This is a genomic window from Anabaena sp. 54 (assembly GCF_017355725.1).
Lineage (GTDB): Bacteria > Cyanobacteriota > Cyanobacteriia > Cyanobacteriales > Nostocaceae > Dolichospermum > Dolichospermum heterosporum.
On record NZ_JAAVWA010000021.1, the window covers coordinates 26,855 to 52,344 of the forward strand.

Here is a 25,490-nt window from a genome sequence, read left to right on the forward strand (position 1 = left end):
ATGAATAGCGCAGAGAAGAAAATAAATAAATATATTCACAAATAATTGAGGATTGCTATTATTCGCTAATATTCTCTTTAATTAGGAGAACATTGGGAACAAAAATTCGGACTAAATTTACAAGATTGACTACCAGTTAATCCGTAGGCTGTACAATATGGGAAACTGGTCATTGCCATTTTGGCGGATTTGCAACTAGGAGTAAGGGCAAATGGTTGAGATTGTTGAGGTTTACGAACCAAAACCATAGATAGCAGCTTAGGCAAAGCCAAACAAGCCCCTGCATTGATGACGGTGAGCAATAATACATCCATCAAATCTATAGGGAATCACCCCCAAATGAAATTACATGAACACAGTTTGACTAAAACTAAAATATATGGCAATGTCCTAAGACTCAACCATAGTATTTAGTTTATATAAAATCAGTTTAGCATAGATTTTTATATATGGAACGGTGATAATTCAGTAATTGTGATCAATTAATGTGTAAACTAAAGATTAAATAATTGGTTATTATTGGATTTAACATCAGTATTTAAGTAGGTGAACACAATAAAACCAAACTGTGTAAAGAAATGTAAAATCGCTGAAAACTTCTTTACTCTTGCCTCTTGCCTCTTGCCTTGCTATGACGACAATTTTCAACGCCAACCTACTTATGACAAAAACCCAATCTGCAACTTCTTTCTTAGCTAACATTTCTGAGCGGGAAAGCCTGGCTTTACAGAGTTTAGTAGATTACACAAACGTCGAGTCACTACCAGAAATTTGGACTTTAGCTGCCAGGAAATTTGGTAATATTGTTGCCCTGCATAACCCCCACTCCAAACCAGAAGTAAAAATTACCTATAGTCAGTTGTCAGGGCAAATTCAACAATTTGCCGCCGGTTTGCAAAAGTTAGGCATCAATATAAACAATAGCGACACTCTTCCCTATGGTGAACGGGTTTCCCTCATTGCTGACAACAGTCCCCGCTGGTTTATTGCCGACCAAGGTATAATGACCGCTGGAGCGGTAAATGCAGTCCGTAGCGCCCAAGCAGAACGAGAAGAATTACTCTATATTATTTCCCATAGTGGCAGTACCGCATTAGTAATTGAGGATCTCAAAACTCTAAATAAGTTAGGAGAAAGCTTAAATGAATTGCCGATTAAGCTGGTAGTTCTCCTTTCTGATGAAGCACCACCCACAGAACGTAATTTTCCAGTGGTGAACTTTTCCCAATTATTAGATATTGGTAGTAACAACACTTTAATAGCTACCAAACAAAGCAGCGAAAGTTTAGCAACTCTAATTTATACCTCCGGGACTACGGGAAAACCCAAGGGTGTAATGCTATCTCACAAAAATTTGCTGCACCAAGTTAAAAGTTTGGGGGTAGTTGTCCAACCAGAAAAAGGAGATATTGTTCTGAGTATTCTGCCCACATGGCATAGTTATGAACGCAGTGGAGAATATTTTTTACTTTCTCAAGGTTGTACCCAAATTTACACTAATTTGCGTTCTGTGAAAGGGGATTTAAAGAAATTTAAACCCAATTACATGATTGCTGTTCCTCGACTATGGGAATCAATTTATGAAGGAGTGCAAAAACAATTCCGCGAACAACCAGCTAAAAAACAAAGTTTGGTCAAATTTTTACTGGATATGAGCCAGAAATATGTTGAAGCGCGGCGTATTTCCCAGAGATTGAGCTTAAATCACATTCACACCTCACTTATTGAACGTTCCCAAGCCAAAATAGCAGAATTAGTCTTGTTACCACTCCATATACTAGGTGAAAAATTAGTTTATGCCAAAGTGCGAGAAGCCACAGGTGGAAAAATTAAGCACGTTATTAGTGGTGGTGGGGCGCTACCTGCATATATAGATAACTTCTTTGAAATTGTTGGTGTGGAAATTTTACAAGGTTATGGTTTGACAGAAACCTCACCAGTAACTAATGCTCGTCGTCCTTGGCGAAATTTACGGGGTTCTTCGGGACAACCAATTCCGGGTACGGAAGTAAAAATTGTCAATCCTGAGACTCGTCAACCTCTACCAGTTGGAGAACGGGGTTTAGTCCTGCTCAAAGGGCCACAAATCATGCAGGGCTATTATCAAAATCCCGAAGCCACAACCAAAGCCATAGACACAGAAGGTTGGTTTGATAGCGGTGATTTAGGTTGGGTAACTCCTGAAAATGACCTAGTATTAACAGGTAGAGCAAAAGACACCATTGTCTTAACCAACGGTGAAAACATCGAACCACAGCCTATAGAAGATGCTTGTTTGCGATCGCCCTATATTGACCAAATCATGTTAGTAGGACAAGATCAACGTAGCATTGGCGCTCTGATTGTTCCTAACCTAGAAGCCTTAGCAAAATGGGCAGAAACTCAAAATAATAGTGAAAAGATTGACTTAGAGAGTAAAATAGTCCAGGATTTGTTTCGTCAAGAATTAAATCGGGAAGTCCAAAACCGTCCCAGCTATCGAGCCGATGATCGTATTGGAGCATTTAAACTCATTGAGGAACAATTCTCAATTGAAAATGGACTCATGACACAAACTCTGAAAATCCGTCGTCACGTTGTCATGGAACGATATTGCGATATTATTAACAAGATGTTTGCTAAATAATTTCCTAATTTCCCCCTAAATCTTGGGCGGGGAAACCCCTACTGACTCCTCTCCACACTACAAACTATTTAAGAGTGAACGTACAAATTTTATGGATGTCTCCAACCCTCAATTGCTTTTAAAACGCCCAATTAATGTCAAAGCCATAGTTACTAGTCTCTGGAAAGAGGAAGTACAACAGCAACTCCAAGCTCAGATTAATCAAGTTGATCAACAACTACAACAACTAGACGTTGAAGGACAAAGAGCAATTAGCGCCATTCAAAAGCAAAGTGTTCAACCACCAGGACCCCAAACACTCCAACAAATTGACAATATTCAACTGCAAGTCAATCAAAAGAAAAGTGAACTCCTAGAGCAGAAAAACCAAATGCTGCAAAACCTCCAGCAAGTACAATTGTTGGAATTAGATCAAGAAGTCAACCAATTTCAAATGGAAAGCTTTTTCCGCATCGAACTGGGTGATAACTTGATTAGTAAAATGCAGGTGGAAGTCGTCCTGCGTGATGGCATTGTTGAAGAAATTCGCGGAGATATCTAAATAACTTAATCCTCGACTTCTTGGAGAAGTCGGGGATATTTCTTGAAGCAGGGGGAAGCGATCGCTTATTTGATAAATAAATGAAATAAATGACTATATTGAATCTCTAAAAGATAAATATTACTAATAATAGCTAAAAACCGAAATTTTTGACACACTACCAATTTATAATCAATTAGATAGTTTGGCTTTGTTCCTGCTAATTAATCTTATTATCAGTTTTTTGGCTATTTTTTAACAAAGTTACATCAGCCTACCGATACCGCTATAACGGTTATCTTTAATTTATAACATAATTTAGGGCGTATAATCTACGCTACTACAAAGGTTATAATTCACTGACTGTATCTCACTCAAGTGCATACCGCTATATAGCATAAACAAACATCATGAACATGAAGAACATTAGAAAAAGCATTAATTTCTTCTTTTTCTCTTTAGTCAGGAATTTTATCAAATTTTTCCGTCGGGTTAAATTAATAGGAATCTCATTTAAGAGTAGTGATCTGACTGGTCTATTACCAATCATCGGTTATGCTCTTGTGATTATGTCATTCATAGACTTTATCTATGTTCTTTCTGAGTTCCAACTCCAAAACTTTGAAAGTGAACTTAATTCTATTAGAGCATTCACTGAACACAGTTGGATTTTTTTGATTGGTTTGGGGTTTATTTTTACTCGTTATTTTAGTGAAAATCAATATGACATCCGCTTTCCAGAAATTATTTTTCAAAAAATTATTCGCTGGATAATCCTATTGATGGGAGTCGCATTTTTCCTGGCAATTCCCCTGGTTTTTGTAAATACAGGACGTTTATTAAAATCAGTAAATAATCAGATCATCGAACAGCAAAAGAGCAATATTGAACAAATAAGCCAAATCGAGAGGAGTCTAAATTCTGGGGTTAGTACAAAACAACTCAAGCTTTTTGGTAAGAATATCAACCTGAGTCCAAAGGAATTAAATTTACCAGATCCTCAGATCAAAAATGCAATTACACAAAACTTACTCATTGCCAAAAGAAGAATTTCCGAAGCGGCAGCCCAAGCTAAGCGACAGCAATATAGAAATAGATGGAAAAATAGTTATAGAACAATTATTGCTCTCTTTATTCTTGGTTTTACCTTTGTATTTGTTTGGTTCAAAATAGGCCAGGCTTTTTAGAATGTTACAGATAATGTTAGCAATTAAACGTAAAATGGGAAGATTCAGGAAAGTTAACTTACTCAATCATACTGATCATACTTTCCTGCTCCTATTCATCTTTGGGTTGATTTCTTCAATTAACCTAACACTCTACTGGCGAGTTGAACAAGATTTCAATCAATGGTTCTTGGAACTAGCGCTATATACAAGTATCCTGGGGCATCTTTACCAGAAACGCTATGACCTCACCTTAGTTAGCCGATTTCCGACTAATTTTATTGGTTGTTGTTTGATAATCATTCCCTACCTCAATGCAAATTTTTCATTCCAAGAAATCTCTATTTTCTGGTATTTTCTGCCATTAATCAGTTCCATAGGTTTCGCTTTATTGGCATCAGGATTTCAGGGAATTAAACAATTCCGGCAATATTTAGTAATTATTGCCCTATTTCCTTTAGTTATTATCTTGGTAAAATTATTGGGAATGCTGATGCAGATTACGGTCATTTCTGCCAAATTCACCTCTTTTCTTTTATGGTACTTGGGCTTTGATTCTACTACTCAGGGCGCTCTTGTTTCTGTGAATAATGGGACAATTGATGTTTTGTCAGAATGTACAGCGATACCACTGCTGATATTGCTATTAAAAGTTTCTTTGCTGCTGGTCATTCTTTTTCCCGGGTTCCTGAAAAATATTTATTTGCCTTTTATCCTTGCAGTCGTTATTAGTCTGATTTTTTCCATTATCCGATTGGCTATTATCGCCTTCGTAGTCACAGATAAACCTGCATTTCATTATTGGCATGGTTCTCAAGGTGGTAATATCTTTGCTGTACTCTCGTTCCTATTGTTTGGGACTGTGATTCTCTTACTATCACCCAATAACCAAATTCCATCATCACTATCATCACTGTCAGAAGTCACCCCTCAGAAATCCCAGCCAGTATCCTATTCAAGTGTACTGATAGGTATCAGTTTAGTCATCATTTTATTTAATTTTTGGGTCTATCCCAGAGCGGGCTTGAGTGAAGCCGCCGTCTATCGTTTTCCACAGCAAATTCCTCTCCCTGGGTGGCAATTCACCGCTAGTGAACCTCTGTCTCTACCGCAAAAGACTACAGATATGGAAGCAGATAAGAGGAAGGATGTCTTGGCTGGACAAATTTATCATTACCAAAAAGCCGGACAGAGTTTAACTGTCAACTTCTACTACATCCCTATCAGTTTAGGTGATATCCAATCTGAATATGAGCAATTTAGTTATCTACCTGATTTACCTAAGCTAATAAAGCCTCTGGAAAAGGTCAATCCCAAAGGTTATCATTTACAATTCTCCTCTGAGCAAAACCACTATTTGACAGCCTGCATTAATTCTATGGGAAAAAGTACAGTCACAGCGTCTCAATTCATTGCCTATTTTTATCGTCCTTATTTAAATCCCTCTCAATGGTTGAATCTCTTCAACGGTAAACAGACTCTCCGTGACAAACGCTGTGTCTGGGGGCAACTCTCCTTAGCGAAATCTGATGGTAGTGATGCTGAATTGGAAGCTGTTTGGCAGACTTTATTGTCTTATTGGCAGGGTAATTTCCCTAAGTTGAAAAACTAGACAAAAAGATTTACTCCCATAAAAACGCCAAAATAGAGTATTAGGGGGTTGACAAACGATTTTGGATTTGTTATCGTAAAACCGATAAGGAAGAACTATCTTCTTACAAAAATCTATTCAACTCCCCAGAACCGCTGACAATGAAGTAGGCGGTTGTGTTTTGTGCAAAAAAAACAGATAGTTTTCATCAATCTGATTTTTCCAAAAAATCACCCACTTGATCACAAAACTGTTAAAATTCGTAGATTGAAGTCCATATATAATTGATTCTGAAACCACCATATCATGAGCATTAACGAAGTATTTATGCCGGCGCTGAGTTCCACCATGACCGAAGGCAAAATTGTCTCCTGGGTCAAGTCGCCGGGAGATAAAGTAGAGAAAGGCGAAACGGTGGTGGTTGTCGAATCAGATAAAGCTGATATGGATGTAGAAACCTTCTATGAAGGATATCTCGCCCATATTATTGTTCCTGCCGGTGAAACCGCACCAGTCGGCGCAGCGATCGCTTACATTGCCGAAACAGAAGCAGAAATAGCCACAGCCAAGTCCCTAGCCAACGCAGATAACGCTGCTGCCCCCTCGACACCTGCTCCCACACCAGTTGCAGTTGCCGCAGTTGCCGCCCCTGTCACCGCATCTCAAAATGGTTCTAACCATCAACCGGGCAGAGTCGTAGTTTCACCCCGCGCCCGTAAACTAGCCAAAGAACTCAAAATAGATTTAAATACCCTCACAGGTAGCGGTCCCTACGGTCGCATTGTCGCTGAGGATGTAGAAGTTGCAGTTGGTAAAGTTCAGCCAATTGCTACCCCTGTTGTCACTGCCGCCCCAGTACCAGTACCAGTACCAGTACCAGTAGCCGCCCCAGCACCTGTGCCTGTAGCAGCACCAGCACCTGTGCCTGTAGTTAGTAGTGCTGTTCCCGGTCAAATAGTACCATTCACTACCTTACAAAATGCCGTAGTTCGGGGTATGGTAGCCAGTCTATCCGTACCTGTATTCCGTGTTAGTTACACAATTAGCACCGATGGACTCGATAAACTTTACAAACAAATTAAGTCTAAAGGCGTAACAATGACCGCGCTACTAGCCAAAGCTGTAGCCGTGACATTGCAAAAACACCCCATCCTCAATGCCAGCTACTCAGACGAAGGAATTGTCAATCATCCTAATATTAACGTTTCCGTCGCCGTAGCCATGGATGATGGTGGTTTAATAACACCCGTTTTGCAAAATGCAGATACAGTTGACATCTACTCTTTATCTCGCAACTGGAAATCCTTAGTAGAACGCGCTAGAGCGAAACAGCTACAACCAGCAGAATACAACAGCGGTACTTTCACCCTCTCCAACTTGGGAATGTTTGGTGTAGATACCTTTGATGCCATTTTACCACCTGGACAAGGTTCTATCTTAGCCATTGGTGCATCACGTCCTCAGGTAGTAGCCACAGCCGACGGCTTATTTGGTGTACGTCAACAAATGCAAGTAACTGTTACCTGTGATCATCGCATCATTTATGGTGCTGATGCCGCCGGATTCTTGCAAGACTTAGCAAAATTGATTGAAACCAATCCTCAGTTTTTGACAATGTAAGAGATTAATACCCAGATTCCCGACTTCTTAGAGAAGTTGGGGATCTATAAAAAATATAAACATATACAAATTACAGATTCTAAGAACTAACATTAAAACAAACAATTAATTAAAAACTGGTGTGTTATGACCATTAAAAAACAATTCAACAGCTTTGAAGAAATGCTATCTGGTTCAGATGTACCCGTATTGGTAGACTTTTATGCTGACTGGTGTGGTCCTTGTCAAATGATGGTGCCAATTTTAGAACAAGTCAACAGTCAATTGAAAGACCGTTTGCGGATTGTCAAGATTGATACAGAAAAGTATACAGAATTAGCCAGCCGATACGGCATTGAGGCTTTACCAACCTTGGTACTATTTAAACAAGGACAGCCTGTAGATAGAATCGAAGGTGTTATGCAAGCACCACAATTAGTACAACATCTGCAAGCAAAGCTTTAACCTTTAAAATAGTTACTGTCTTCAATTAGAGATGCCAAATCCCGCGTCTCTATGACAGCGGTTTTCCGTGTATTTCTTCCTTTGCCCCTTTGTATCTACCCCTGCGGGATCTCTAAGAGAGATTGTGCGAAACAAAATCATGAAATTGATTCTGGAAAATCCACCAGGAGATTGCGGGAAGGCTGGTACATGAGTGTATTACTCAATTTACCTGAATCGCTACCTGAAGTCACAGAAATTGAAACTGTCAAATCAGCGGTGGGTATTGACGTAGGAATTAAGTGCGATTCGTTGTTAGTTGAATCACGGTATCCAGCCCGTACATAAGCTAACCAACCCAACTCTAGTAATAGAGGAAAGGTTGAACTCTCGGTCTGATATGGGTGTAAGTCCCATCTACCAGACTCAGGTATGACTCCCTATCTGCCTACGATGACCCGACTCGGTTTCGGGAGGTCGAAGCTAGGAACAGGGCGCAATCAGACATCCGTTGTGGGGTGACACTGGTGCTAATGGGGAGTTCCCACGGTGAAACAGAGCCTAGAAAAGCGACTAACTACGAAGCAGGACACAACATTAAAAATCCTGACTTAACTGGAATTAATTCCCGCCGCATCTTTAATTAATAGCGGCAAGAGTCTAGGGATTCCAGTAGTTGAAATGGCTACACCTAAAGGAACTAACAATCTAACCGAGGGAACGAATAAAAACGGATTGAGGGTCTTAGGGAGGTCGAACCCTAAAGTAGGCTAGACGAGCAGCGGAACTCCTTCAATTCGGGTAGGACAGACCGTAATTGGTCTGAGGTGTTCAGAATACACAAATTGGAGCAGAGCATGATTAGACACAGAGAAAACTCTAGTGAATCCTGGAAAACGTTACCTTGGAAGAAATTCCGCCGTAACCTATTCCGCCTACAAAAACGAGTGTACAAAGCGGTTCAAGTTGGCGACAAGCGCAAAGCTAAGTCCCTACAAAAGCTGATTCTGAAATCAACCGCAGCAAGATTACTGGCTATTCGTCAAGTAACACAGCTAAATGCTGGGAAAAAGACAGCGGGAATTGACGGGAAAACCGCGCTCTCATTCGAGCAAAGGTTTGAACTAAATGAAAAACTTAGAACAGAATGCAATAACTGGAATCACCAGGGATTGCGTGAAATACCCATCCCTAAAAAGGATGGTAAAACCCGGATTCTCAAAGTCCCCACTATTGCCGATAGGGCGTATCAATGCCTTATCAAATACGCATTAGAACCAGCGCACGAAGCAACCTTCCACGCATACAGCTATGGGTTTAGGACGGGGCGTTCGGCTCACGATGCCCAGAAAATCCTGTTCAACAACCTACGCTCATTTTGCAATGGAATAGATAAACGAGTTATAGAACTCGATATTGAAAAATGCTTTGACAGGATAAACCATACCGCCATCATGGATAAACTTATCGCTCCTAAGAGTATAAGACAGGGAGTATTCCGCTGTCTCAAAGCCGGAGTTAATCCAGAGTTTCCTGAACAAGGAACACCTCAAGGCGGGGTGGTAAGTCCACTTTTAGCTAACATCGCCTTAAATGGGATTGAAAGTATTCACAGATATCACCAGATGTCAGGCTACAGAATCACAGACAAGACCCCAAAGGAAAGGATTATTGAGCCATCAATTCGCTACGCCGATGATATGGTAATAATACTCAGACCACAAGACGATGCAACTGATATACTTGACAAAATCAGTCAGTTCTTAGCAGAGCGGGGAATGAAAGTCAGTGAGAAAAAGACAAAGTTAACCGCCGCGACAGAGGGGTTTGATTTCCTCGGCTGGAATTTTAAAGTCCAGAAAAACGGGAAGTTTAGATGCGTCCCATCAGCGGACAATTTCAAAGCTTTCCGCAAGAAAGTAAAACACATCGTCAACAACTCGAATTATGGTTCTACCACAAAGGCTGAGAAATTAGCCCCTGTAGTTAGAGGTTGGAGGAATTACCACCGCTTCTGCAAGATGGACGGGTCAAGAAACTCGTTATTCCACATCGAAACTAGAGCATTTAGGGTATTCAACAAGGAAACAAAGCAGAATCGCTACACTAGTAAGCAATTACTAGATAAGGCGTTCCCAGCAGTCCCTTACTCCGAAAATAAACATATCAATGTCAAAGGTGAAAAATCACCCTACGACGGAGATATAACCTACTGGAGCGAACGCAACAGTAAGTTATATGACGGTAACACCTCTAAAGCCCTCAAACGGCAAAACCATAAATGTGGTAATTGTGGGTTAAAAATGCTCAGTGATGAGAAGGTACACTTACATCATATAGATGGAAACCATAAGAATGGTAAACCTAAAAACCTTCTAGCAATTCATGAAAGCTGCCACGATTATATTCACATGAGCAAAAGCGAAAGCTAAGAACATCGGAAGCTGGATGCCGTGAAAGTGGCACGTCCAGATTTAACAGAGAGGGGCGCGGGATAATACCCGCCCTCGACTCTACCTAAATTAATTTCTTTGTCGGATGGTTCATTTATTGAAAATCCTAAATTTGCAACTAACAAAAAAGTCCGTCGTCAATTAAGAATCAGACAGCGCCGGGTTAACCGTAAAGTCAAGGGTTCTAATAATCGTAAAAAAGCCGGGAAAAGAGTCGCCAAACTACATAAAAAGATTGCAGATAAACGGAATGATCATCAATGGAAAGCAGCCAATAAAGTTGTTAACACCGCTGAGGCAATTGTCCAAGAGGATCTAAATGTTAAGGCGATGAAGTCCCGCTGCAAACCTAAACGGCAGAAAGGGCGATTTATGCCTAATGGTCAATCTGCAAAACGTGGGTTAAATCGCTCTATTTCTGATGCCAGTTGGGGTGACTTATTTTCTAAAATCGCTTGGCTGGCATTGAAGTCTGGTAAGCCAGTATTATCCGTTAATCCTAAATTTACTTCTCAAGAATGTTCGGCTTGTCATCATATTAGTAAAGCTAACAGAGATGGCGAAAAGTTCATTTGTGAAAACTGCGGTCATATTGACCATGCTGATACTCAAGCCTCCCGGACAATTTTACGAAGAGCTAATTTAAAATTTGTCAGCAAAGACATTAAAAACCTACCTGCGGACTGCGGGAAAGTTACGCTTGTCAGAGATGATTCTGCCAGTAATGGCAAACAGGATCAGGGCAAGAACCGTACATCTAAGGTAATACCTGAAAAGCGGATATTATTCGAGCAGTTGTCTTTACAATTATTCGATTAAGAATCCCCGCGTCTTTAGACCGGGGAGTGTCAAGCTATCTTGAATAAAGAATATCCAAGGAGTGCATCTTTATAATGAAAGGCAAACAAGTTTTACTTACAGGTGGCACAGGGGGACTCGGTTTAGGTGTCACACCCGCAGTTATCGCCCAAGGTGCAGATGTAACTATTCCTTATCGTAATCCTCAAGATGTAGAACGGCTCAAAGGAATTATTTCGCCGGCGGATTTTGCGAGAATTCATTTTATTCCTGCTAATTTGGAAGATGAAGCCTCAGTAGAGAAACTGGTCAGCCGCATGACAAAAGTGGATGTGTTAATTCATTTAGTTGGTGGTTTTTCTATGGGAAAAACTCACAAATACAGCTTTGATGATTGGAAACAGCAAATAGACTTAAACTTAAATACAACTTTTTTAACTTGTAAATATAGCCTTGAAAGTATGCTAGAAAATGGTTATGGGCGTATTGTGACTGTAGGTTCTCGCGCTGGTGCTGAACCTGCGGCAAATTTAGCGGCTTATTCTGCGGCCAAAGCTGGGGTAATAGCCTTAACAAAAGCGATCGCTCATGAAACCAAAAATACTAATATTACAGCTAATACCATTCTCCCCAGTATCATTGATACTCCCAGCAATAGAGCCGCTATGGGTGCAGAAAACGCTGATAAATGGGTAAAACCCGAATCTATCGCCCAAGTTATCTGCTTCTTAGCCTCAGAAGCAGCTATTGATATTCGTGGCGCAGTCATTCCCGTTTATGGTAGTTTGTGAAATAAACCACGACTGAGAAAGAGAACGATTATGAGAGTGGTATCTGTTTGTTACTCAGCAGGTATCACTTATAATTATTATTTAAAGCGATCGCAATTGACTTTTTCCGAGAATTTGCGGTAATCTTTCATTAAGACTAAAACTGTGGAAGTTCAGTTGGATAATCGAAATTTTAAAAGCTAAAATACAGGTATTACTTAACTACAACTTAGTATGAAATTCAATGTTACGATTGATCGAGATGAAGATGGTGTCTGGATGATTGAATGTCCTAGTATTCCTGGTTGCATTAGTCAGGGAGCGACAAAAGAAGAGGCTTTAGAGAATATTCAAGATGCAATTTTTGCTTGCTTGCAGGTTAGGGCAGAGATTGGCTTGCCATTGACTATTGAAACTAAACAAGTAGAAGTCTTAGTATAGTTATGGCATCAAAACTACCTGGTCTGAGTGGACAAGAAGTAAGTAGGTTGACGTTGAAAATTGTCGTTATAGCAAGGCAAGAGGCAATAGTAAAGAAGTTTTCAGCGATTTTACGTTTCTTTACACAGTTTGGTTTTATTGTGTTCACCTACTTAGTTCGTACCTTTGAAAAGCTGGGCTGGCGATTTGCACGCCAAAGTGCAAGTCATATAATTTTGGTCAAAGAAGGTGAAATGGTAACTTTGTCTGTTCCTGATCATCATGAGGTGGCAAAAGGGACTTTACTCGGTCTGATACGAACTGCTGGGTTAACAGTAGAAGAATTTATTGCCAATGTTTAAATATATTGTATGTATTATTTGTAGTATTGGCGATCGCTACGCTGACCTTCTGAATCGCCTAAGCTCCCATTAGAATCCTTAACACCCAGTTTAAATTTCTAGATTTGTAGAGATTAAAATCATGGCGCGATCGCATATCTCTTGACGGTTGACTAGTTTGGCTAACTCATGGGGTTCATAGCGTCCTTCTTCAACCTCTAAGGAGGCGCGATCAACTGCTTCTGTATAAGCTTCAGAAATTGCTAGGCTTAATTCATCGGTATTGAGGTATGTTCCGCCAGCTTTACGTCGCTGGTTTTTGGTTTGGATACCGCGTATACAGTTGCGAATTGATAGCTCCCACGATTTCGTAGTGCGATTTTCTGCTTTTTGCTTGATTAGATGTATGAGCAGAATTACTGCATAGCTACGAATGTTGTTGATTTTATCGTCTCTGCTCATTTCTTCTAATTCGTCAACAATTGCCAAAGCTCCAGTCATATCACCTTTAAGTAGTAATTCCCTTAATGTCAAAAGTTCTTCCATATCTTTAGTGATGTGAGAATGGGATATATAGTAGTTATAGCATTAGTTACTATATCCATTAAGATAAGAGGCGATAGCGAAGCGCGACCTAGTAATCGCTACCCTGACCTTCGGATAGTATAATCGTAAACTTGAGAATTTCACTTTGATGCTAAGAAATGAAAATTTGCTTTCTTTGACTCCCGCACTAATCTTGTTTCGGTTTACTAATGTTGTTCTTAACACTAAAAATTATTAATTACATAATCTGCCAAAAAAGAGTATTCTTGGTTCATTCTTTTCATTAGTTCTTTTTGAAAACTTGACCAAGATGAAAATATTGTTGGTTTCCATGAAGATAAATCGCTAAGAGGTACATTTAACTTCTGAATTTCAGCAGCCATTGTATTTAAGTCTTCAATTTTTGCGGCAGGTTCAGGTGTGACGAAGCTAGGAAGACAAGAGTAAGAAGAAATTCCATTTAGTTTAGGAAAGAGACTATTTCTCATTGTGTCCAATATTTGATCAAGATGAAATTTATGAGATCCGATTTCTTTACGTTCTTTCGTACTGGTGTATATCGTTGTATCAAACCCATTAAATATCCAGCCGCCAAATTTAGGTTGACCTTTTAAGGGTATAATTTCATCGTATTTATTTGAAGCTTCATACCGCTTTCTGCCTTGATTCCAATCTTCGATAAAAGATGGTAAAACTTCCCCAATTAAATTAACACAATAGGAAGAAAATGAGTCGGGAGTACAAGGCACTAGAAAATAATCGGAACAATACAATGCAGAACGTACTAGAGTATTAAAAGAAGGAGGCAGATCGATTAAGACATAATCGTAAATCTTCTTTTCTTCTTCTTTAAGTTTTTCTACTAGAAGAAAAGGGATTAGAAATTTGTATAGCCCTGAGCCTTGAACAACATCTGTTCCAACAGTTAAAACGTCAGCAAAACTATTTAGCCAAAAATCACCTGCTATAACATCTATTAAAACTTGACCATCTATGGTTTCCATTTGGTCATGAAGACAGCTTAGTTGGTATTTAGGCTGTGTTACATGGACTTTAATACTTTGAGTCGGTTGTAAAGATGGTTGAGCAAAAGCTCTAATAGTTTTTCCAAAAGGATACTCTTTTGTCCTTTTAATATAATCTGAAAACTCGTCGTAACCAATTGTAGCAATTGAAAGATTACACTGAGGATCAAAATCAATTAGAAGAACTTTTTTTCCTTTTCTTGCCAAAGAAGCGCTTAAATTAAAAACAGTAGTTGTTTTGCCAACACCACCTTTATTGTTGAACAAAGAAATTATCTTAGTCATTTGCTATCTGTGAGTATGTAGATATCTTGCTGATAAGCCCCTATTGTATCATGTTTTATGAGGTGCTTTCCACAAGACATGATACTATTAATTAGCATAGGTCTTAATATATGCCGACTTCTGATCATTTGCGATCACACTCCAAAACACATCACATAATTTGAAAGTATTTGTTGTTGGATGAAATAGCGATCGCCTCCAGTAAACTTTAGAAAAGAGAGGAATCATGTGATCGCGAAGTACTCCGTAGGAATCTCTTATTGCCGAACGAAGTTTTAATCCTGTTAATCCTTTAATCCTGGATATCCTGATTCAGACAATAATCTTAATTTAAAATCGCCTAATTCCCTGTTCCAAACCCTCAAATACACCCGTCAAAAAATCTAAATCCAAAGTGGCAATAGTGTCACTGGGTTTGTGATAATGAGGATTTCGCATAAACGCCGTATCTGTCACCATAATTGCCGGATAACCCTCATCCCAAAAAGGTGCATGATCACTTAGACGAGTTTGGGGAACTAATAAACCCCGATTTGGTGCTGGTAGCCATTGACTAAATATACCAGATTGATCAATACTTTTACTTAAACTAATTAAATCACCCAAAGTCCTTAAATTGCCAATTAAAGCTATAAAATCACCACGATTGGGGTAAAAAAACTGTAAAGGAAATGGGTAATTTTGAGAACCAGGAGTAGAATCTCGATATCCCAACATTTCTAAAGATATCATCAAGCGAAGAGGTTGCTTTTGTTCGTGCAACAAAGCTGCATAATTAGCACTACCTAACAACCCATATTCTTCCATGTCAAAAGCCACCAACCGCAAAGGATATCTCGCGGGAGTTTCGGCAAAACTTCTGGCAAATTCTAATAAAACTGCCACCCCTGTCGCATTATCATCCGCTGCTACTGTACCAGGGACACCATCATAGTGAGCGCCAATTAAAATAGGTGGTAAATCTGCCTTTTGTTTTGTGGTTGCAGCGGGTAAATTTAAAATTAGGTTTTTACAGGTTTTGCCTCTGACTTCAAAGGTGTGGATTTCCACACTTCCCCATTGTCCTAATTGCTGGCGAATGTATTCTTGAACAAAGAAATGCGCCGCACTGTCCATGTATGGGTTGCGTTCTCTGGCTACTTCCTGAAGATACCTGAGTTCGATGTAAATAAAAAGTCTAAAAGTACGTAACAGCAACAGTTCTGTCAATAAGTATTGGTTATTGAGAATTAAAGCCCACGCCAAAAAGTTCTCAAAAAATTAATTTTTTGAAATGTATTTACTATTAGGTAATATTGATATTTAATTGGTAATTAAGCTAATAAAACTGGTAAGGTTTCAATTTCATTTTCATCAAATCTTAAAGAAGGTTTTTTAGGTTGCCAAGTATAAGCTATTATTGCAGCAACAACATTAACCATGAAATTAGTAACACTTCGATGTCGAGAATGAGCAAGTTGTGAAATATTTTTGAGTTGGTCATTAACAGTTTCAATTAAAGAGCGTTTTCGGAGCATTAATTTCTCCTCCAGGGACAAGAGCTTATTCCGCATATTTTTCTTGAAAGGAGTGATTAATTTGAGTCCATTAGACCAAAGTTCAAGCCAGAGTTTTTGAGAAATATATCCTTTGTCTCCAAATATTTTCCCAAATAAGTTCTTAGTCAAAGTGGGAACAGGTTTTCGGTCATCTGTATTTCCAGGAGTAATTTGAAACGCAAGTAACTCTCCTTGATCATTAATAATCAAATGAAGTTTAAACCCAAAATACCAACAAATAGAACTTTTCCCCCAGCCAGCTAAATCTTTAAAGACCTTATTTGTCTTGGCTCTTTTAGAATGACAAATGGGAATAGAGGTACTATCAATAAAACTTATACCTGTATTGAGTCCTTTTCGTGTATTCAGATAATACATCAAGGGAATTAAAGCATTTGGCATTAATTCAACAAATCTTTGATAACTCACTAAATTGGGAAATTCACCTTGGCAATATTTGAAGATATGTTTCAGGTAATAATCTTTAAAATTGCGGTAACTAGAGCGATGAAAATACACAATTATTGTCATAATTTCACTTAGACATAATCGGCTGGGTCTAATTCTTTTTTTTATTTGGGATGGGATAAGTTGAGCTTGAAATATTGGCTCAAAATAGGTACAAAAATCATCAATTTCACAGAAAATAGTTTCTAATTCCATGAGTTATAATCATTAATTTTCTTTAATTAAACCTCTTCTATTGTCCCTAATCTGAGGTACTTTGAGTTTGTATTCAAATAGTATTCGTAATATAAATTTAGATTTTGTTATGAAAATTTACTTAAATCTAGGCTGGTTTCCTATTAATTCTCAATAATTAAGGCTTATTGAGAATATAGGCTCTTTCCAGAAAAGCCTCTAACCCTTTTGAATACTCATTTTTAGCTGGTTTTCTTACATCGAACTCAGGTGAAGATGGGTTTCTAACCGCTGTTTTAAATTCAAAGTGGATAAAGATAATGTTTAATGGGCAAGAGTAAAGATCAAAATTTCCTTTTCCAACTGACCACTGACAACTGACAACTGACCTAAAATGCTATCCTAGTTTAGCAAGTAGCACTGCTGTTGCTAAAATGCCTCTAATTCCTGATTTAATAATGATGACTATTATATTATTGGATTGTTGACCTGATTTAGCACCAAGCTAAAAGCAGTATTATTATATCATAATAAATTTATAAAACACGCAACAGGAGACGAGTAACGCATGGGCAAGGTAGTTGGCATCGACTTGGGTACAACCAACTCAGTAGTCGCCGTCATGGAGGGTGGCAAGCCGGTGGTGATTGCCAATGCAGAAGGAATGCGAACAACCCCCTCCGTCGTTGGCTTTAGTAAAGAAGGGGAAAGGGTTGTGGGGCAAATGGCCAGACGGCAAACCGTCCTTAATCCCCAAAATACCTTTTTTGCGGTAAAACGCTTCATTGGGCGCAAGTATGGCGAATTAAACCCAGATTCTAAGCGCGTACCTTACACTATCCGTAAAGATGAAGTTGGCAATATTAAAGTTGCCTGTCCTCGGCTGAATAAGGAATTTTCTCCAGAAGAAATTTCAGCTATGGTGCTGAAAAAATTAGCTGATGATGCTAGTCGTTATTTGGGTGAACCTGTTACCGGGGCTGTCATTACTGTTCCGGCTTATTTTAATGATTCCCAACGCCAAGCTACCCGTGACGCGGGCAGAATTGCTGGTTTAGATGTGTTACGAATTCTCAACGAACCCACAGCGGCATCTTTGGCTTACGGATTAGATCGAGGTTACACAGAAACTATTCTCGTGTTTGATTTAGGTGGGGGAACTTTTGATGTGTCCTTGCTCGAAGTAGGTGACGGCGTATTTGAGGTTAAAGCTACTAGTGGAGATACTCAACTTGGTGGCAATGATTTTGATAGAAAAGTAGTTGATTGGTTGGCGGAACAGTTTTTAGAAGCAGAGGGTGTAGACTTAAGACGCGATCGCCAAGCTTTGCAACGGTTAATGGAAGCCGCAGAAAAGGCGAAAATAGAGCTTTCTGCCGTCAGTGTCACCGATATTAATTTACCCTTCATTACCGCCACGGAAGATGGTCCAAAACACCTAGAAACTCGCCTGACGCGATCGCAATTTGAAGGTTTATGTGTAGACTTATTGAGTAGAATCAGAACACCAGTCAAACGGGCGTTAAAAGATGCCGGACTTTCTCCTGTAGATATTGAAGAAGTTGTCCTCGTTGGTGGTTCTACGAGAATGCCAATGGTAAAACAGCTAGTTCAAGACTTAATTGGCATTGAACCTAATGAAAACGTCAATCCTGATGAAGTCGTCGCTGTAGGTGCAGCTATTCAGGGCAGTATTCTGGCTGGTGAACTTAAAGATGTTCTCCTCTTAGATGTCACACCCCTATCTATGGGCTTAGAAACCATCGGTGGTGTAATGAAAAAACTCATCCCCCGGAATACAACCATCCCAGTCCGTCGTTCTGATATTTTTTCTACTTCTGAAAATAACCAAAACAGTGTAGAAATCAATGTAGTGCAGGGTGAAAGGGACATGGCTACAGATAACAAGTCCTTGGGACGGTTTAAACTCTATGGTATTCCTCCAGCCCCCAGAGGTATTCCTCAAGTTCAAGTATCCTTTGATATTGATGCTAATGGGATTCTCCAGGTAACGGCACTAGATCGTACCACTGGCAGGGAACAAAGCATTACTATTCAAGGTGCTTCTACTTTGAGTGAATCAGAAGTTAACCGGATGATTCAGGATGCTCAAAAATACGCCGATGTTGACAGAGAACGGAAAGAACGAGTTGAAAAACGTACCCGTGCCGAAGCGTTAATATTACAAGCAGAACGGCAACTGCGAGAAGTGGCTTTGGAAATGGGAATGCAATTTGCCCGTAACCGTCGTCAACGCATTGATAATATTTGCCGAAATTTACGAGAAAGTTTACAAGCTGACGAAGATCGGGGGATTGATCAGGCTTATGCTGATTTACAAGATGCTCTGTATGAACTGAATAGAGAAGTCCGTCAGTATTATGCTGAGGATGAAGATGAGGATTTATTTGGCGCTATCCGGGAAATCTTCGTGGGTGAAAAAGAAAGAGAACCGGAACGGGATGTTTACAGAGATAACTATCGCCAACGAGATTCATCTAACCGAGGTGTTAACAGAGATTATGGCAACCCAGGGCGTTCTCCCAATTATGAAAGTCGTCCCACTCGCAGCAAACGCCCCAGCTACCAGGATAACTGGGATGATGACGATGATTGGTTATAATTCGATTTTAGATTTTTAAATTGGGATTTAATATCTTTCCCAATATTGGATTTGCAGGGTCAGTCACAAGTAGAAACACCACTGACCACTGACCACTGACCACTGACCACTGACGTTTAAATATATGCAAAATTTGCAAAATTTTCGGGATTATTACGAGATTTTAGGAGTTTCTAAAGATGCCACAAGCGAAGAAATTAAAAAGGTTTATCGGCGTTTAGCTAGACAATATCACCCTGATCTGAACCCAGGGAATAAGGAAGCTGAGGAGAAATTTAAAACTATTGGGGAGGCTTATGAAATCCTTTCCGATTCTAGCAGGCGATCGCAATATGACCAATTTAGCCGCTATTGGCAACAAAACGGCTTTGCTGGCAATAAACAAACTCCCAAGCCTAAAGGTTGGGATAGCCGTCCTAACGGGCGTTCTAGTCAGGATGTAGACCCCAGCCAATTCAACGATTTTGAAAGTTTTGTCAATCAAGTGATTGGTGTCAGCAACCGTAAAGATCCTAAAAATAGTCCGGGAAGCACCACCACTAGCGACCCCTTTCGCACTCCTAGAACTAAAGTGGCATATACTGTCAATACTCCACCCCGTAGCACTCGCAGGGATATCGAAGCCAGATTAACTTTACCATTGGAAAAAGCTTATCAAGGTGGGAATGAGAGAATAAGGTTAGAGGACGGGCGATCGCTCGAAGTGACAATGCCCCCAGCTATGGTGACAGGACAAACCATCCGCTTACGAAATCAAGGAATTAGTGGTGGTGATTTATACTTGAAAATTACCGTTGATCCTCATCCTTTGTTTAAGCTGGAAGGGGCTAACATTTTCTGTCAAGTCCCTGTAACTCCCAGTGAAGCAACATTAGGCGGACAAGTTGAAGCACCTACCCTTGATGGTCCAGTGAAAATGACCATTCCCCCTGGTGTCAGGTCTGGACAAAGATTCCGTCTTGGTAATAAAGGCTACCCTAGTGAAAGCGGTCAACGAGGTGATCAACTGGTAGAAATTCAGATAGTAACTCCCAAAAATATTACTCCCCAAGAACGGGAACTTTATGAAAAATTGCGAGAAATAGAAACCTTTAAACCTCGTGCTGATTTAATTTAATTGTCAGAATCAGGATTTCCAGGATTTAAGGATTAACAGGATTAAAAGAACAACGTAAATGTTGATATTTGTAACCATTAACAATGAGAGGCTGAGAAATTGAATTTTCCACAATAATGGGCAGTAAAATATGAGGATGACAACTTTTTTGAGTATCTGTTACCATAAAAATAGATCCTCCACTAACTTGCAGCTATGACCGTCACCCAAAATATTGAACCCGGTTTGGATGTAATATTTCCACCAAGTAATCTAGAAAGTGACGAACCCCCTTTGGAATCATCTTTACATCTACAACAAATGCTACTACTAATCCAATGTCTCAATTGGTGGTGGCGAGATATAAATAAAATTAATGACTATTTTGTTGCTGGGAACATGACTATTTATTACAGTCCTCGGCAAATTAAAACCAAAGATTTTCGTGGTCCAGATTTTTTCCTAGTGCTGGATACAGAAAACCGCGATCGCAATAATTGGGTAGTCTGGGAGGAAGATGGTAAATATCCTAACTTAATTATAGAATTGCTTTCTCCCTCCACTGTTTCCACTGATAAAGGGTTAAAAAAACAAATTTATCAAGATATTTTCCGCACACCTGAATATTTCTGGTTTAATCCGCAAAATTTAGAATTTGCTGGTTTTATCTTGTTTGGTGGAACATATCAACCCATAGAACCTAATCCTCAAGGTTTATTATGGAGTCAGCAGCTAAATTTATATTTAGGTGTCCATGACGGTAAATTGCGTTATTTTCTGCCAGAAGGACAGTTAATGCTAACACCAGAAGAATATGGGGTACAAGCAACCCAACGTGCAGAACAACAAGCTCAACTCACAGAAGAAGCAACCAAACTTGCAGAACAACAGGCTCAACGTGCAGAACAACAGGCTCAACTCGCAGAACAACAAACACAACGTGCAGAACAACAAACACAACTCGCAGAACAACAAACACAACTTGCAGAACGTTTAGCTGCCAAACTCAGAGAATTGAATATTGACCCTGACATTTTATGAAATAACACACTTTGTGCAGGTTGGGTTGACGCAAGGAAACCCAACATTTAAAATATTCAATTAATTTTGCACAGTTAGCTATCAATTGTCAATTGTCAATTGATAATTCATACTTGGCTAGTTTGGGAAAAGTGGATCGTAGGATATCAAAAAGTTTGTCAGCAGATTAGATGACTGTGCCAAACGCTACAAAGGCTTTTGCGAGCGATATAAACCACCAAAAAAGAAACAAGAAAAATGTAGTTGGGGTAGTCGGTTTTTGACGAGTTTAGGCATCAGCAATAGTAGTATACCCAAGGTCAGGACTGAACACAAAGCGTCACCCCAACAATTGTCCCTGCCGTTTTCGATTAAAAATTTACAGTCATTGCGAGCGAAGGGAAGCAATCACAACCCTTGCGATTGCTTCATTTTACTTCGTTCCATATGGCTAACGCCACGCAACGTTTACGCAATGACATTGTGTAATTAATTCTGTCTCACTACTTACTATACTGCAATCGGTTCATGGTTTAACCAAATATGAAACCCCTCTGGTAAACCTCTCCTTTGCACCTCTCCCTAACCCTCTCCTAAGAGGAGAGGGAAAAGGAATAATATTTAATACTGGAGAGGCTTTGAACCTTGTTCTTTGTATGATAAAAAAGTCCAGCTTCTAGTACAAAACGGCGTAAATAAACCAACCATTCTAAATCCTCCAAAAGCCTATACTGTCTTCATTTTGACTTTTGACTTTTGACTTCCGCCTTGCGGTACTAGCAGTTTTGAGTATAACTGGAATTTTTAAACCTGATTAATCAAGTGGTAGAAATTGACTTGACAGATTATTATATTAATAATATCAGTAAAATTCTCAGTATTTTATCTAGTATCGTGATGGAATAGGTATTGTATATGCTTCCGGAGTCAATTACTGCTGAACAAAGAACGGTTTTATATAACGTTAGCTGGGAAACCTTTGAAGCCTTGTTAAGAGATACAGGTGAGGATAGGGGTTCTCGGTTTGCTTATGACTGCGGTACTTTAGAAATTATGACTCCACTATTTGAACACGAAAATCCAAAAATTCAATTTGACAGATTGATATTTTCCTTAGCTGAAGAATTAGATATAGAACTTAGAAGCGCTGGTTCTACAACATTAAAACGTAAACTCTTTGCAAAGGGAATAGAACCAGATAGTTGCTATTATATCCAAAATGAAGCAGTTATGAGAGGTAAGGAAACTTTAAATTTAGAAATAGATCCTCCTCCAGATTTAGCAGTTGAAATTGATATTACTAGCAGTTCTGTGAATAAGTTTAATATTTATGCGGCTTTAGGTGTGGCTGAACTTTGGAGATATGACGGTGAAGTTTTGAAGTTTTATCAATTGGTGGAAAATCAATATATTGAAATTAAGTTTAGTATGACTTTTCCTCTAGTTTCTGCTGGGGATATGAATAGATTTATCCAGCAAAGTAAAACTATGGGTGAAATTGCTTTGTTGAAATCTTTCCGCACTTGGGTAAAAGGGAAGATAGGGTAGTTTACTTACCGCAAAGTCAAGGAGGCAATAATGTTTGTATCAAAATTATATACAGACAACTGGACGGGAAACAGAAATGAAGAAAACTTCATTGAAAATCCAAATTTGCAACAAATTAAAACAGCTATTTGTGATTTAGATGGTAATACTAAAACTTTAGTCAGTTTAGAAGTAGACGACGAGAGTTATATGATGATTGGTGGTGGTAATGCTGGTAAATATATTGTTACTGCAACCTTAGATGATGAGGTTTTTTATTCTCTCTTATATCCGGTTAATTATGAAATAGCTAAATCAGATGTCTATGCTAAAAATAATAGTGTGAATTCTGATAATGAGCCAAAATTAATTGTTGGTGGACAAGCGGGGAATTATGCTGAGAAAGTTTGTGTTAATTTACCTCAATGTTTAATAGCTGCAATCACCTTTACTGAATCTGGTAAACTTGAATCTTTGTTTTTTTGGGAAGAAGATTAATTTTTAGTTATTGTATTATTATCCAATAAAGTAAAACTTTTTCTTCCCAAAAGATAACGATAAATCAACTATAGTAATCCTTCTTAGTGCTATGTAGTTTTATATTTCCCATTGTTTTTTAATGCTTTTAATGCTTTCTTTATAGAACTTTAATTTATTTTCGTGAGTTATGCGACCATCTATTATCTTTTTCCACTCAGCACCATTACTACCTGATGGATGAGGAAAATATTTATGTTTAATTCCTAAGTTTATTTGATTGACCGCATCTTTGGCTTCTTTACCCCAAGTAATTAATCCAACTGGATTAATTATATTCAATTCCCGCTTTAACAGTTGAATAAATCTTTGTCGATCTTTTATTCGCAGTCGTCTTCTCTCTATTTTTTGCTTTGTATGATCCCCAACCCATATCTTGTAAGCATCAGTTAAATATACCTTACAATTCAGTTCCTCAAGCAGATTATAAATTATTTCAAAATAAAATACTGTTTCAGGAGGATATTTTTCACGGGAATCTTTATGATGTAGCCCAAAAGGTGTACCAACTATTACATCTTGACAAAGGTCTTTACCGTAAGGATCTTGAGCAATAACAGCAATTGTTGGTTTATTAACAGAATCGTTTTTCAGTTCCATGAGACTAGGTAAGTCAACAGCAATCACAGGTGATTTTTGATAGTAGTCATTATGAAATTTTTCGTCCTGAGATTTGAAGAAATTCCTTTCTGTGAATTGTTTTGGCCAGCCGTCAATGTGAAAGTTATCATGAATTTTTTTGTATAGTTCTGCTAATTCGGCTGGAGAGGTTTCAAACACATTAGAAATTTCTTGACATAGTTGATTAAATTCTTGGGGTTGGAACTTGGAAAATAACAGATTTGATGGAGTTTGCATACAATACCCTGATGTAAAATAAGTGACTATATTTTACCTTTTCTAGTACACAAATTCAATAACTATTGATTATTGTTATATATCCCTACTCTGACAGAACAGGGATAACTCAAAAGATGTCAAGTGAACAACGTATCTCTATCAAAATTCATCCGGGACCTAACAGAAAAAAATTAATCAGCTTACTGCTTACGAATAAATTCCAAAAAGAAGATGTAGATTATGTCCTATACCCTGAAGATCAAGAATAAACATAAAATAATGTTTTGATCCAAAAAGCCGGAGGTTGTTTTTTTGCTTAACCTAACACTATTTTTTAAACAGTATCTACTAATTCAAAACGGATTTTCTTACCAACAACTCTAGCAGCTTTATCAATTGTCTCTAAAGTAATAGAAGAATTATCAGGATCTAAAAGTCTATCAACAGATGATCTACTTGTTTTCATTTTCTCAGCCATTGCTGTTTTAGTAAGATTTTTCTCAGCCATTGCTTCTTTAATCTGCCAAGCAATCACTCTTTTAATAGCTATTAAATTGATTTCATCTAACATTCCATCTTCTTCCAAAAAATCATCAAAAGAAGAACCAATATACGCATTCTGTATCATAGTTTATGCCTCCAATGTGTGTTTACGTTTCAAGGCTAATTCCAATTGCTTTTTTGGAGTTTTCTGACTTTTCTTAATGAAGCCATGCAGCAATATCATTTTACCTTCATAAAAACAAAATAATACACGAGCAATTTGATTTTGTGGTAAATTTGTTCTCACTTCAAATAATCCGTCACCCATTGGCCGACAGGTTGGCATTCCAATTGGCCAACCAAATTCAACTGTTTTGATATCAGCACCAATCAAAAATCTTTCCTCTTTAAGTAAACTTTTTAACCAATCACGGACTGGTTCAGTACCATTCTCGTTTCTATAAAATTCAGCCGGAACTCTTTTATCTGTCATACATCTAACCTAATTAAATGTATAAGTTAGAATTAGGTATTCTGTATACCTTTACTCAACAAATACATACATTAGATTTGATGCTACACCATATTGTACCTTTTTTG

26 protein-coding genes are annotated in these 25,490 nt (G+C 38.6%); 17 read left to right on the top strand and 9 right to left on the bottom strand.

The genetic code is table 11. The features are described 5' to 3' along the window. Nucleotides 1–77: 77 nt before the first annotated feature. The gene (locus tag HEQ36_RS17620) at nt 78–314 is read right to left on the bottom strand and encodes a hypothetical protein (RefSeq protein ID WP_015083356.1); all 237 of its coding nucleotides are present in this window, start codon (nt 312–314) and stop codon (nt 78–80) included. Between the two features lie 347 nt (nt 315–661). Here HEQ36_RS17620 and HEQ36_RS17625 point away from each other — a divergent pair, with 347 nt between their 5' ends. The 12 genes from HEQ36_RS17625 (at nt 662) to HEQ36_RS17680 (ending at nt 12,749) form a co-directional block, all read left to right on the top strand. Next, complete coding sequence (locus HEQ36_RS17625; RefSeq protein WP_053537812.1) at nt 662–2,626, top strand: long-chain fatty acid--CoA ligase; 1,965 nt, start codon at nt 662–664, stop codon at nt 2,624–2,626. A 91-nt stretch (nt 2,627–2,717) separates the two neighbouring features. Beyond that, nucleotides 2,718–3,167: a YlqD family protein gene (locus HEQ36_RS17630; RefSeq protein WP_053537811.1), complete on the top strand. Its 450-nt coding sequence runs from the start codon at nt 2,718–2,720 to the stop codon at nt 3,165–3,167. A gap of 389 nt (nt 3,168–3,556) precedes the next feature. Next, on the top strand, nt 3,557–4,333 hold the full coding sequence (locus tag HEQ36_RS17635) for an HpsJ family protein (RefSeq protein WP_290708165.1): 777 nt from the start codon (nt 3,557–3,559) through the stop codon (nt 4,331–4,333). Between the two features lie 13 nt (nt 4,334–4,346). Then, nucleotides 4,347–5,924: a cyanoexosortase A system-associated protein gene (locus HEQ36_RS17640; RefSeq protein ID WP_053537809.1), complete on the top strand. Its 1,578-nt coding sequence runs from the start codon at nt 4,347–4,349 to the stop codon at nt 5,922–5,924. A gap of 285 nt (nt 5,925–6,209) precedes the next feature. Further along, complete coding sequence (locus tag HEQ36_RS17645; protein ID WP_168636321.1) at nt 6,210–7,523, top strand: dihydrolipoamide acetyltransferase family protein; 1,314 nt, start codon at nt 6,210–6,212, stop codon at nt 7,521–7,523. A gap of 126 nt (nt 7,524–7,649) precedes the next feature. Next, nucleotides 7,650–7,967 (top strand): thioredoxin, encoded by a 318-nt coding sequence (gene trxA, locus HEQ36_RS17650; protein WP_053537807.1) that lies wholly within the window; start codon nt 7,650–7,652, stop codon nt 7,965–7,967. A 189-nt stretch (nt 7,968–8,156) separates the two neighbouring features. Beyond that, nucleotides 8,157–8,294, top strand: a complete 138-nt coding sequence (locus HEQ36_RS17655; RefSeq protein WP_168636322.1) for a hypothetical protein — start codon at nt 8,157–8,159, stop codon at nt 8,292–8,294. A 509-nt stretch (nt 8,295–8,803) separates the two neighbouring features. After that, on the top strand, nt 8,804–10,378 hold the full coding sequence (locus HEQ36_RS17660; RefSeq protein ID WP_290706444.1) for a reverse transcriptase domain-containing protein: 1,575 nt from the start codon (nt 8,804–8,806) through the stop codon (nt 10,376–10,378). Between the two features lie 99 nt (nt 10,379–10,477). Beyond that, nucleotides 10,478–11,218, top strand: coding sequence for a transposase (locus HEQ36_RS17665; RefSeq protein WP_290708167.1), 741 nt, complete (start codon nt 10,478–10,480; stop codon nt 11,216–11,218). 74 nt (nt 11,219–11,292) lie between these two features. After that, a complete protein-coding gene (gene fabG, locus HEQ36_RS17670; protein WP_053537806.1) occupies nt 11,293–11,988 on the top strand; it encodes a 3-oxoacyl-ACP reductase FabG in 696 nt (231 codons plus the stop codon). Between the two features lie 213 nt (nt 11,989–12,201). Continuing rightward, the gene (locus HEQ36_RS17675) at nt 12,202–12,408 is read left to right on the top strand and encodes a type II toxin-antitoxin system HicB family antitoxin (protein ID WP_039201429.1); all 207 of its coding nucleotides are present in this window, start codon (nt 12,202–12,204) and stop codon (nt 12,406–12,408) included. Nucleotides 12,409–12,410: 2 nt separating this feature from the next. Further along, nucleotides 12,411–12,749, top strand: a complete 339-nt coding sequence (locus HEQ36_RS17680) for a type II toxin-antitoxin system HicA family toxin (protein ID WP_233455606.1) — start codon at nt 12,411–12,413, stop codon at nt 12,747–12,749. Nucleotides 12,750–12,839: 90 nt separating this feature from the next. On the opposite strand, the gene HEQ36_RS17685 is transcribed toward HEQ36_RS17680, so the two are convergent. The 4 genes from HEQ36_RS17685 to HEQ36_RS17700 form a co-directional block, all read right to left on the bottom strand. Continuing rightward, nucleotides 12,840–13,274, bottom strand: coding sequence for a DUF29 family protein (locus HEQ36_RS17685; protein WP_168637287.1), 435 nt, complete (start codon nt 13,272–13,274; stop codon nt 12,840–12,842). A 224-nt stretch (nt 13,275–13,498) separates the two neighbouring features. Next, on the bottom strand, nt 13,499–14,584 hold the full coding sequence (locus HEQ36_RS17690; protein WP_168637286.1) for a ParA family protein: 1,086 nt from the start codon (nt 14,582–14,584) through the stop codon (nt 13,499–13,501). A 330-nt stretch (nt 14,585–14,914) separates the two neighbouring features. Further along, nucleotides 14,915–15,700: a M28 family peptidase gene (locus HEQ36_RS17695; RefSeq protein ID WP_168637288.1), complete on the bottom strand. Its 786-nt coding sequence runs from the start codon at nt 15,698–15,700 to the stop codon at nt 14,915–14,917. Between the two features lie 197 nt (nt 15,701–15,897). Further along, nucleotides 15,898–16,785, bottom strand: coding sequence for an IS982 family transposase (locus HEQ36_RS17700; RefSeq protein ID WP_168634808.1), 888 nt, complete (start codon nt 16,783–16,785; stop codon nt 15,898–15,900). 547 nt (nt 16,786–17,332) lie between these two features. Between HEQ36_RS17700 and dnaK the strand changes: the two genes are divergently transcribed. Next, complete coding sequence (gene dnaK / locus HEQ36_RS17705; RefSeq protein ID WP_039201433.1) at nt 17,333–19,387, top strand: molecular chaperone DnaK; 2,055 nt, start codon at nt 17,333–17,335, stop codon at nt 19,385–19,387. 124 nt (nt 19,388–19,511) lie between these two features. Then, a complete protein-coding gene (locus HEQ36_RS17710) occupies nt 19,512–20,504 on the top strand; it encodes a DnaJ C-terminal domain-containing protein (protein ID WP_039201435.1) in 993 nt (330 codons plus the stop codon). 25 nt (nt 20,505–20,529) lie between these two features. On the opposite strand, the gene HEQ36_RS17715 is transcribed toward HEQ36_RS17710, so the two are convergent. Next, nucleotides 20,530–20,670 (bottom strand): hypothetical protein, encoded by a 141-nt coding sequence (locus HEQ36_RS17715; protein WP_168637285.1) that lies wholly within the window; start codon nt 20,668–20,670, stop codon nt 20,530–20,532. 29 nt (nt 20,671–20,699) lie between these two features. Here HEQ36_RS17715 and HEQ36_RS17720 point away from each other — a divergent pair, with 29 nt between their 5' ends. The 3 genes from HEQ36_RS17720 (at nt 20,700) to HEQ36_RS17730 (ending at nt 23,528) form a co-directional block, all read left to right on the top strand. Next, nucleotides 20,700–21,524: a Uma2 family endonuclease gene (locus tag HEQ36_RS17720; RefSeq protein WP_168637284.1), complete on the top strand. Its 825-nt coding sequence runs from the start codon at nt 20,700–20,702 to the stop codon at nt 21,522–21,524. A gap of 894 nt (nt 21,525–22,418) precedes the next feature. Continuing rightward, nucleotides 22,419–23,051 (top strand): Uma2 family endonuclease, encoded by a 633-nt coding sequence (locus tag HEQ36_RS17725; protein WP_168637283.1) that lies wholly within the window; start codon nt 22,419–22,421, stop codon nt 23,049–23,051. Between the two features lie 30 nt (nt 23,052–23,081). Continuing rightward, complete coding sequence (locus HEQ36_RS17730) at nt 23,082–23,528, top strand: hypothetical protein (RefSeq protein WP_039201442.1); 447 nt, start codon at nt 23,082–23,084, stop codon at nt 23,526–23,528. Between the two features lie 99 nt (nt 23,529–23,627). On the opposite strand, the gene HEQ36_RS17735 is transcribed toward HEQ36_RS17730, so the two are convergent. The 3 genes from HEQ36_RS17735 to HEQ36_RS17745 all read right to left on the bottom strand — a co-directional run bounded on the left by HEQ36_RS17735 (nt 23,628) and on the right by HEQ36_RS17745 (nt 25,383). Further along, a complete protein-coding gene (locus HEQ36_RS17735; protein WP_053537798.1) occupies nt 23,628–24,425 on the bottom strand; it encodes a hypothetical protein in 798 nt (265 codons plus the stop codon). A gap of 316 nt (nt 24,426–24,741) precedes the next feature. Beyond that, a complete protein-coding gene (locus HEQ36_RS17740; protein WP_039201443.1) occupies nt 24,742–25,035 on the bottom strand; it encodes a helix-turn-helix transcriptional regulator in 294 nt (97 codons plus the stop codon). 3 nt (nt 25,036–25,038) lie between these two features. Beyond that, nucleotides 25,039–25,383 (bottom strand): type II toxin-antitoxin system RelE/ParE family toxin, encoded by a 345-nt coding sequence (locus HEQ36_RS17745; RefSeq protein WP_053537797.1) that lies wholly within the window; start codon nt 25,381–25,383, stop codon nt 25,039–25,041. Nucleotides 25,384–25,490: the final 107 nt, after the last annotated feature.

Bases quoted from the DNA above. Each gene is read 5' to 3' on its own strand.
- HEQ36_RS17620 (WP_015083356.1), bottom strand. From the start codon at position 314: ATGGATGTATTATTGCTCACCGTCATCAATGCAGGGGCTTGTTTGGCT.
- HEQ36_RS17625 (WP_053537812.1), top strand. From the start codon at position 662: ATGACAAAAACCCAATCTGCAACTTCTTTCTTAGCTAACATTTCTGAG.
- HEQ36_RS17630 (WP_053537811.1), top strand. From the start codon at position 2,718: ATGGATGTCTCCAACCCTCAATTGCTTTTAAAACGCCCAATTAATGTC.
- HEQ36_RS17635 (WP_290708165.1), top strand. From the start codon at position 3,557: ATGAACATGAAGAACATTAGAAAAAGCATTAATTTCTTCTTTTTCTCT.
- HEQ36_RS17640 (WP_053537809.1), top strand. From the start codon at position 4,347: ATGTTAGCAATTAAACGTAAAATGGGAAGATTCAGGAAAGTTAACTTA.
- HEQ36_RS17645 (WP_168636321.1), top strand. From the start codon at position 6,210: ATGAGCATTAACGAAGTATTTATGCCGGCGCTGAGTTCCACCATGACC.
- trxA (WP_053537807.1), top strand. From the start codon at position 7,650: ATGACCATTAAAAAACAATTCAACAGCTTTGAAGAAATGCTATCTGGT.
- HEQ36_RS17655 (WP_168636322.1), top strand. From the start codon at position 8,157: ATGAGTGTATTACTCAATTTACCTGAATCGCTACCTGAAGTCACAGAA.
- HEQ36_RS17660 (WP_290706444.1), top strand. From the start codon at position 8,804: ATGATTAGACACAGAGAAAACTCTAGTGAATCCTGGAAAACGTTACCT.
- fabG (WP_053537806.1), top strand. From the start codon at position 11,293: ATGAAAGGCAAACAAGTTTTACTTACAGGTGGCACAGGGGGACTCGGT.
- HEQ36_RS17675 (WP_039201429.1), top strand. From the start codon at position 12,202: ATGAAATTCAATGTTACGATTGATCGAGATGAAGATGGTGTCTGGATG.
- HEQ36_RS17680 (WP_233455606.1), top strand. From the start codon at position 12,411: ATGGCATCAAAACTACCTGGTCTGAGTGGACAAGAAGTAAGTAGGTTG.
- HEQ36_RS17685 (WP_168637287.1), bottom strand. From the start codon at position 13,274: ATGGAAGAACTTTTGACATTAAGGGAATTACTACTTAAAGGTGATATG.
- HEQ36_RS17690 (WP_168637286.1), bottom strand. From the start codon at position 14,584: ATGACTAAGATAATTTCTTTGTTCAACAATAAAGGTGGTGTTGGCAAA.
- HEQ36_RS17695 (WP_168637288.1), bottom strand. From the start codon at position 15,700: ATGGACAGTGCGGCGCATTTCTTTGTTCAAGAATACATTCGCCAGCAA.
- HEQ36_RS17700 (WP_168634808.1), bottom strand. From the start codon at position 16,785: ATGGAATTAGAAACTATTTTCTGTGAAATTGATGATTTTTGTACCTAT.
- dnaK (WP_039201433.1), top strand. From the start codon at position 17,333: ATGGGCAAGGTAGTTGGCATCGACTTGGGTACAACCAACTCAGTAGTC.
- HEQ36_RS17710 (WP_039201435.1), top strand. From the start codon at position 19,512: ATGCAAAATTTGCAAAATTTTCGGGATTATTACGAGATTTTAGGAGTT.
- HEQ36_RS17715 (WP_168637285.1), bottom strand. From the start codon at position 20,670: ATGGTAACAGATACTCAAAAAAGTTGTCATCCTCATATTTTACTGCCC.
- HEQ36_RS17720 (WP_168637284.1), top strand. From the start codon at position 20,700: ATGACCGTCACCCAAAATATTGAACCCGGTTTGGATGTAATATTTCCA.
- HEQ36_RS17725 (WP_168637283.1), top strand. From the start codon at position 22,419: ATGCTTCCGGAGTCAATTACTGCTGAACAAAGAACGGTTTTATATAAC.
- HEQ36_RS17730 (WP_039201442.1), top strand. From the start codon at position 23,082: ATGTTTGTATCAAAATTATATACAGACAACTGGACGGGAAACAGAAAT.
- HEQ36_RS17735 (WP_053537798.1), bottom strand. From the start codon at position 24,425: ATGCAAACTCCATCAAATCTGTTATTTTCCAAGTTCCAACCCCAAGAA.
- HEQ36_RS17740 (WP_039201443.1), bottom strand. From the start codon at position 25,035: ATGATACAGAATGCGTATATTGGTTCTTCTTTTGATGATTTTTTGGAA.
- HEQ36_RS17745 (WP_053537797.1), bottom strand. From the start codon at position 25,383: ATGACAGATAAAAGAGTTCCGGCTGAATTTTATAGAAACGAGAATGGT.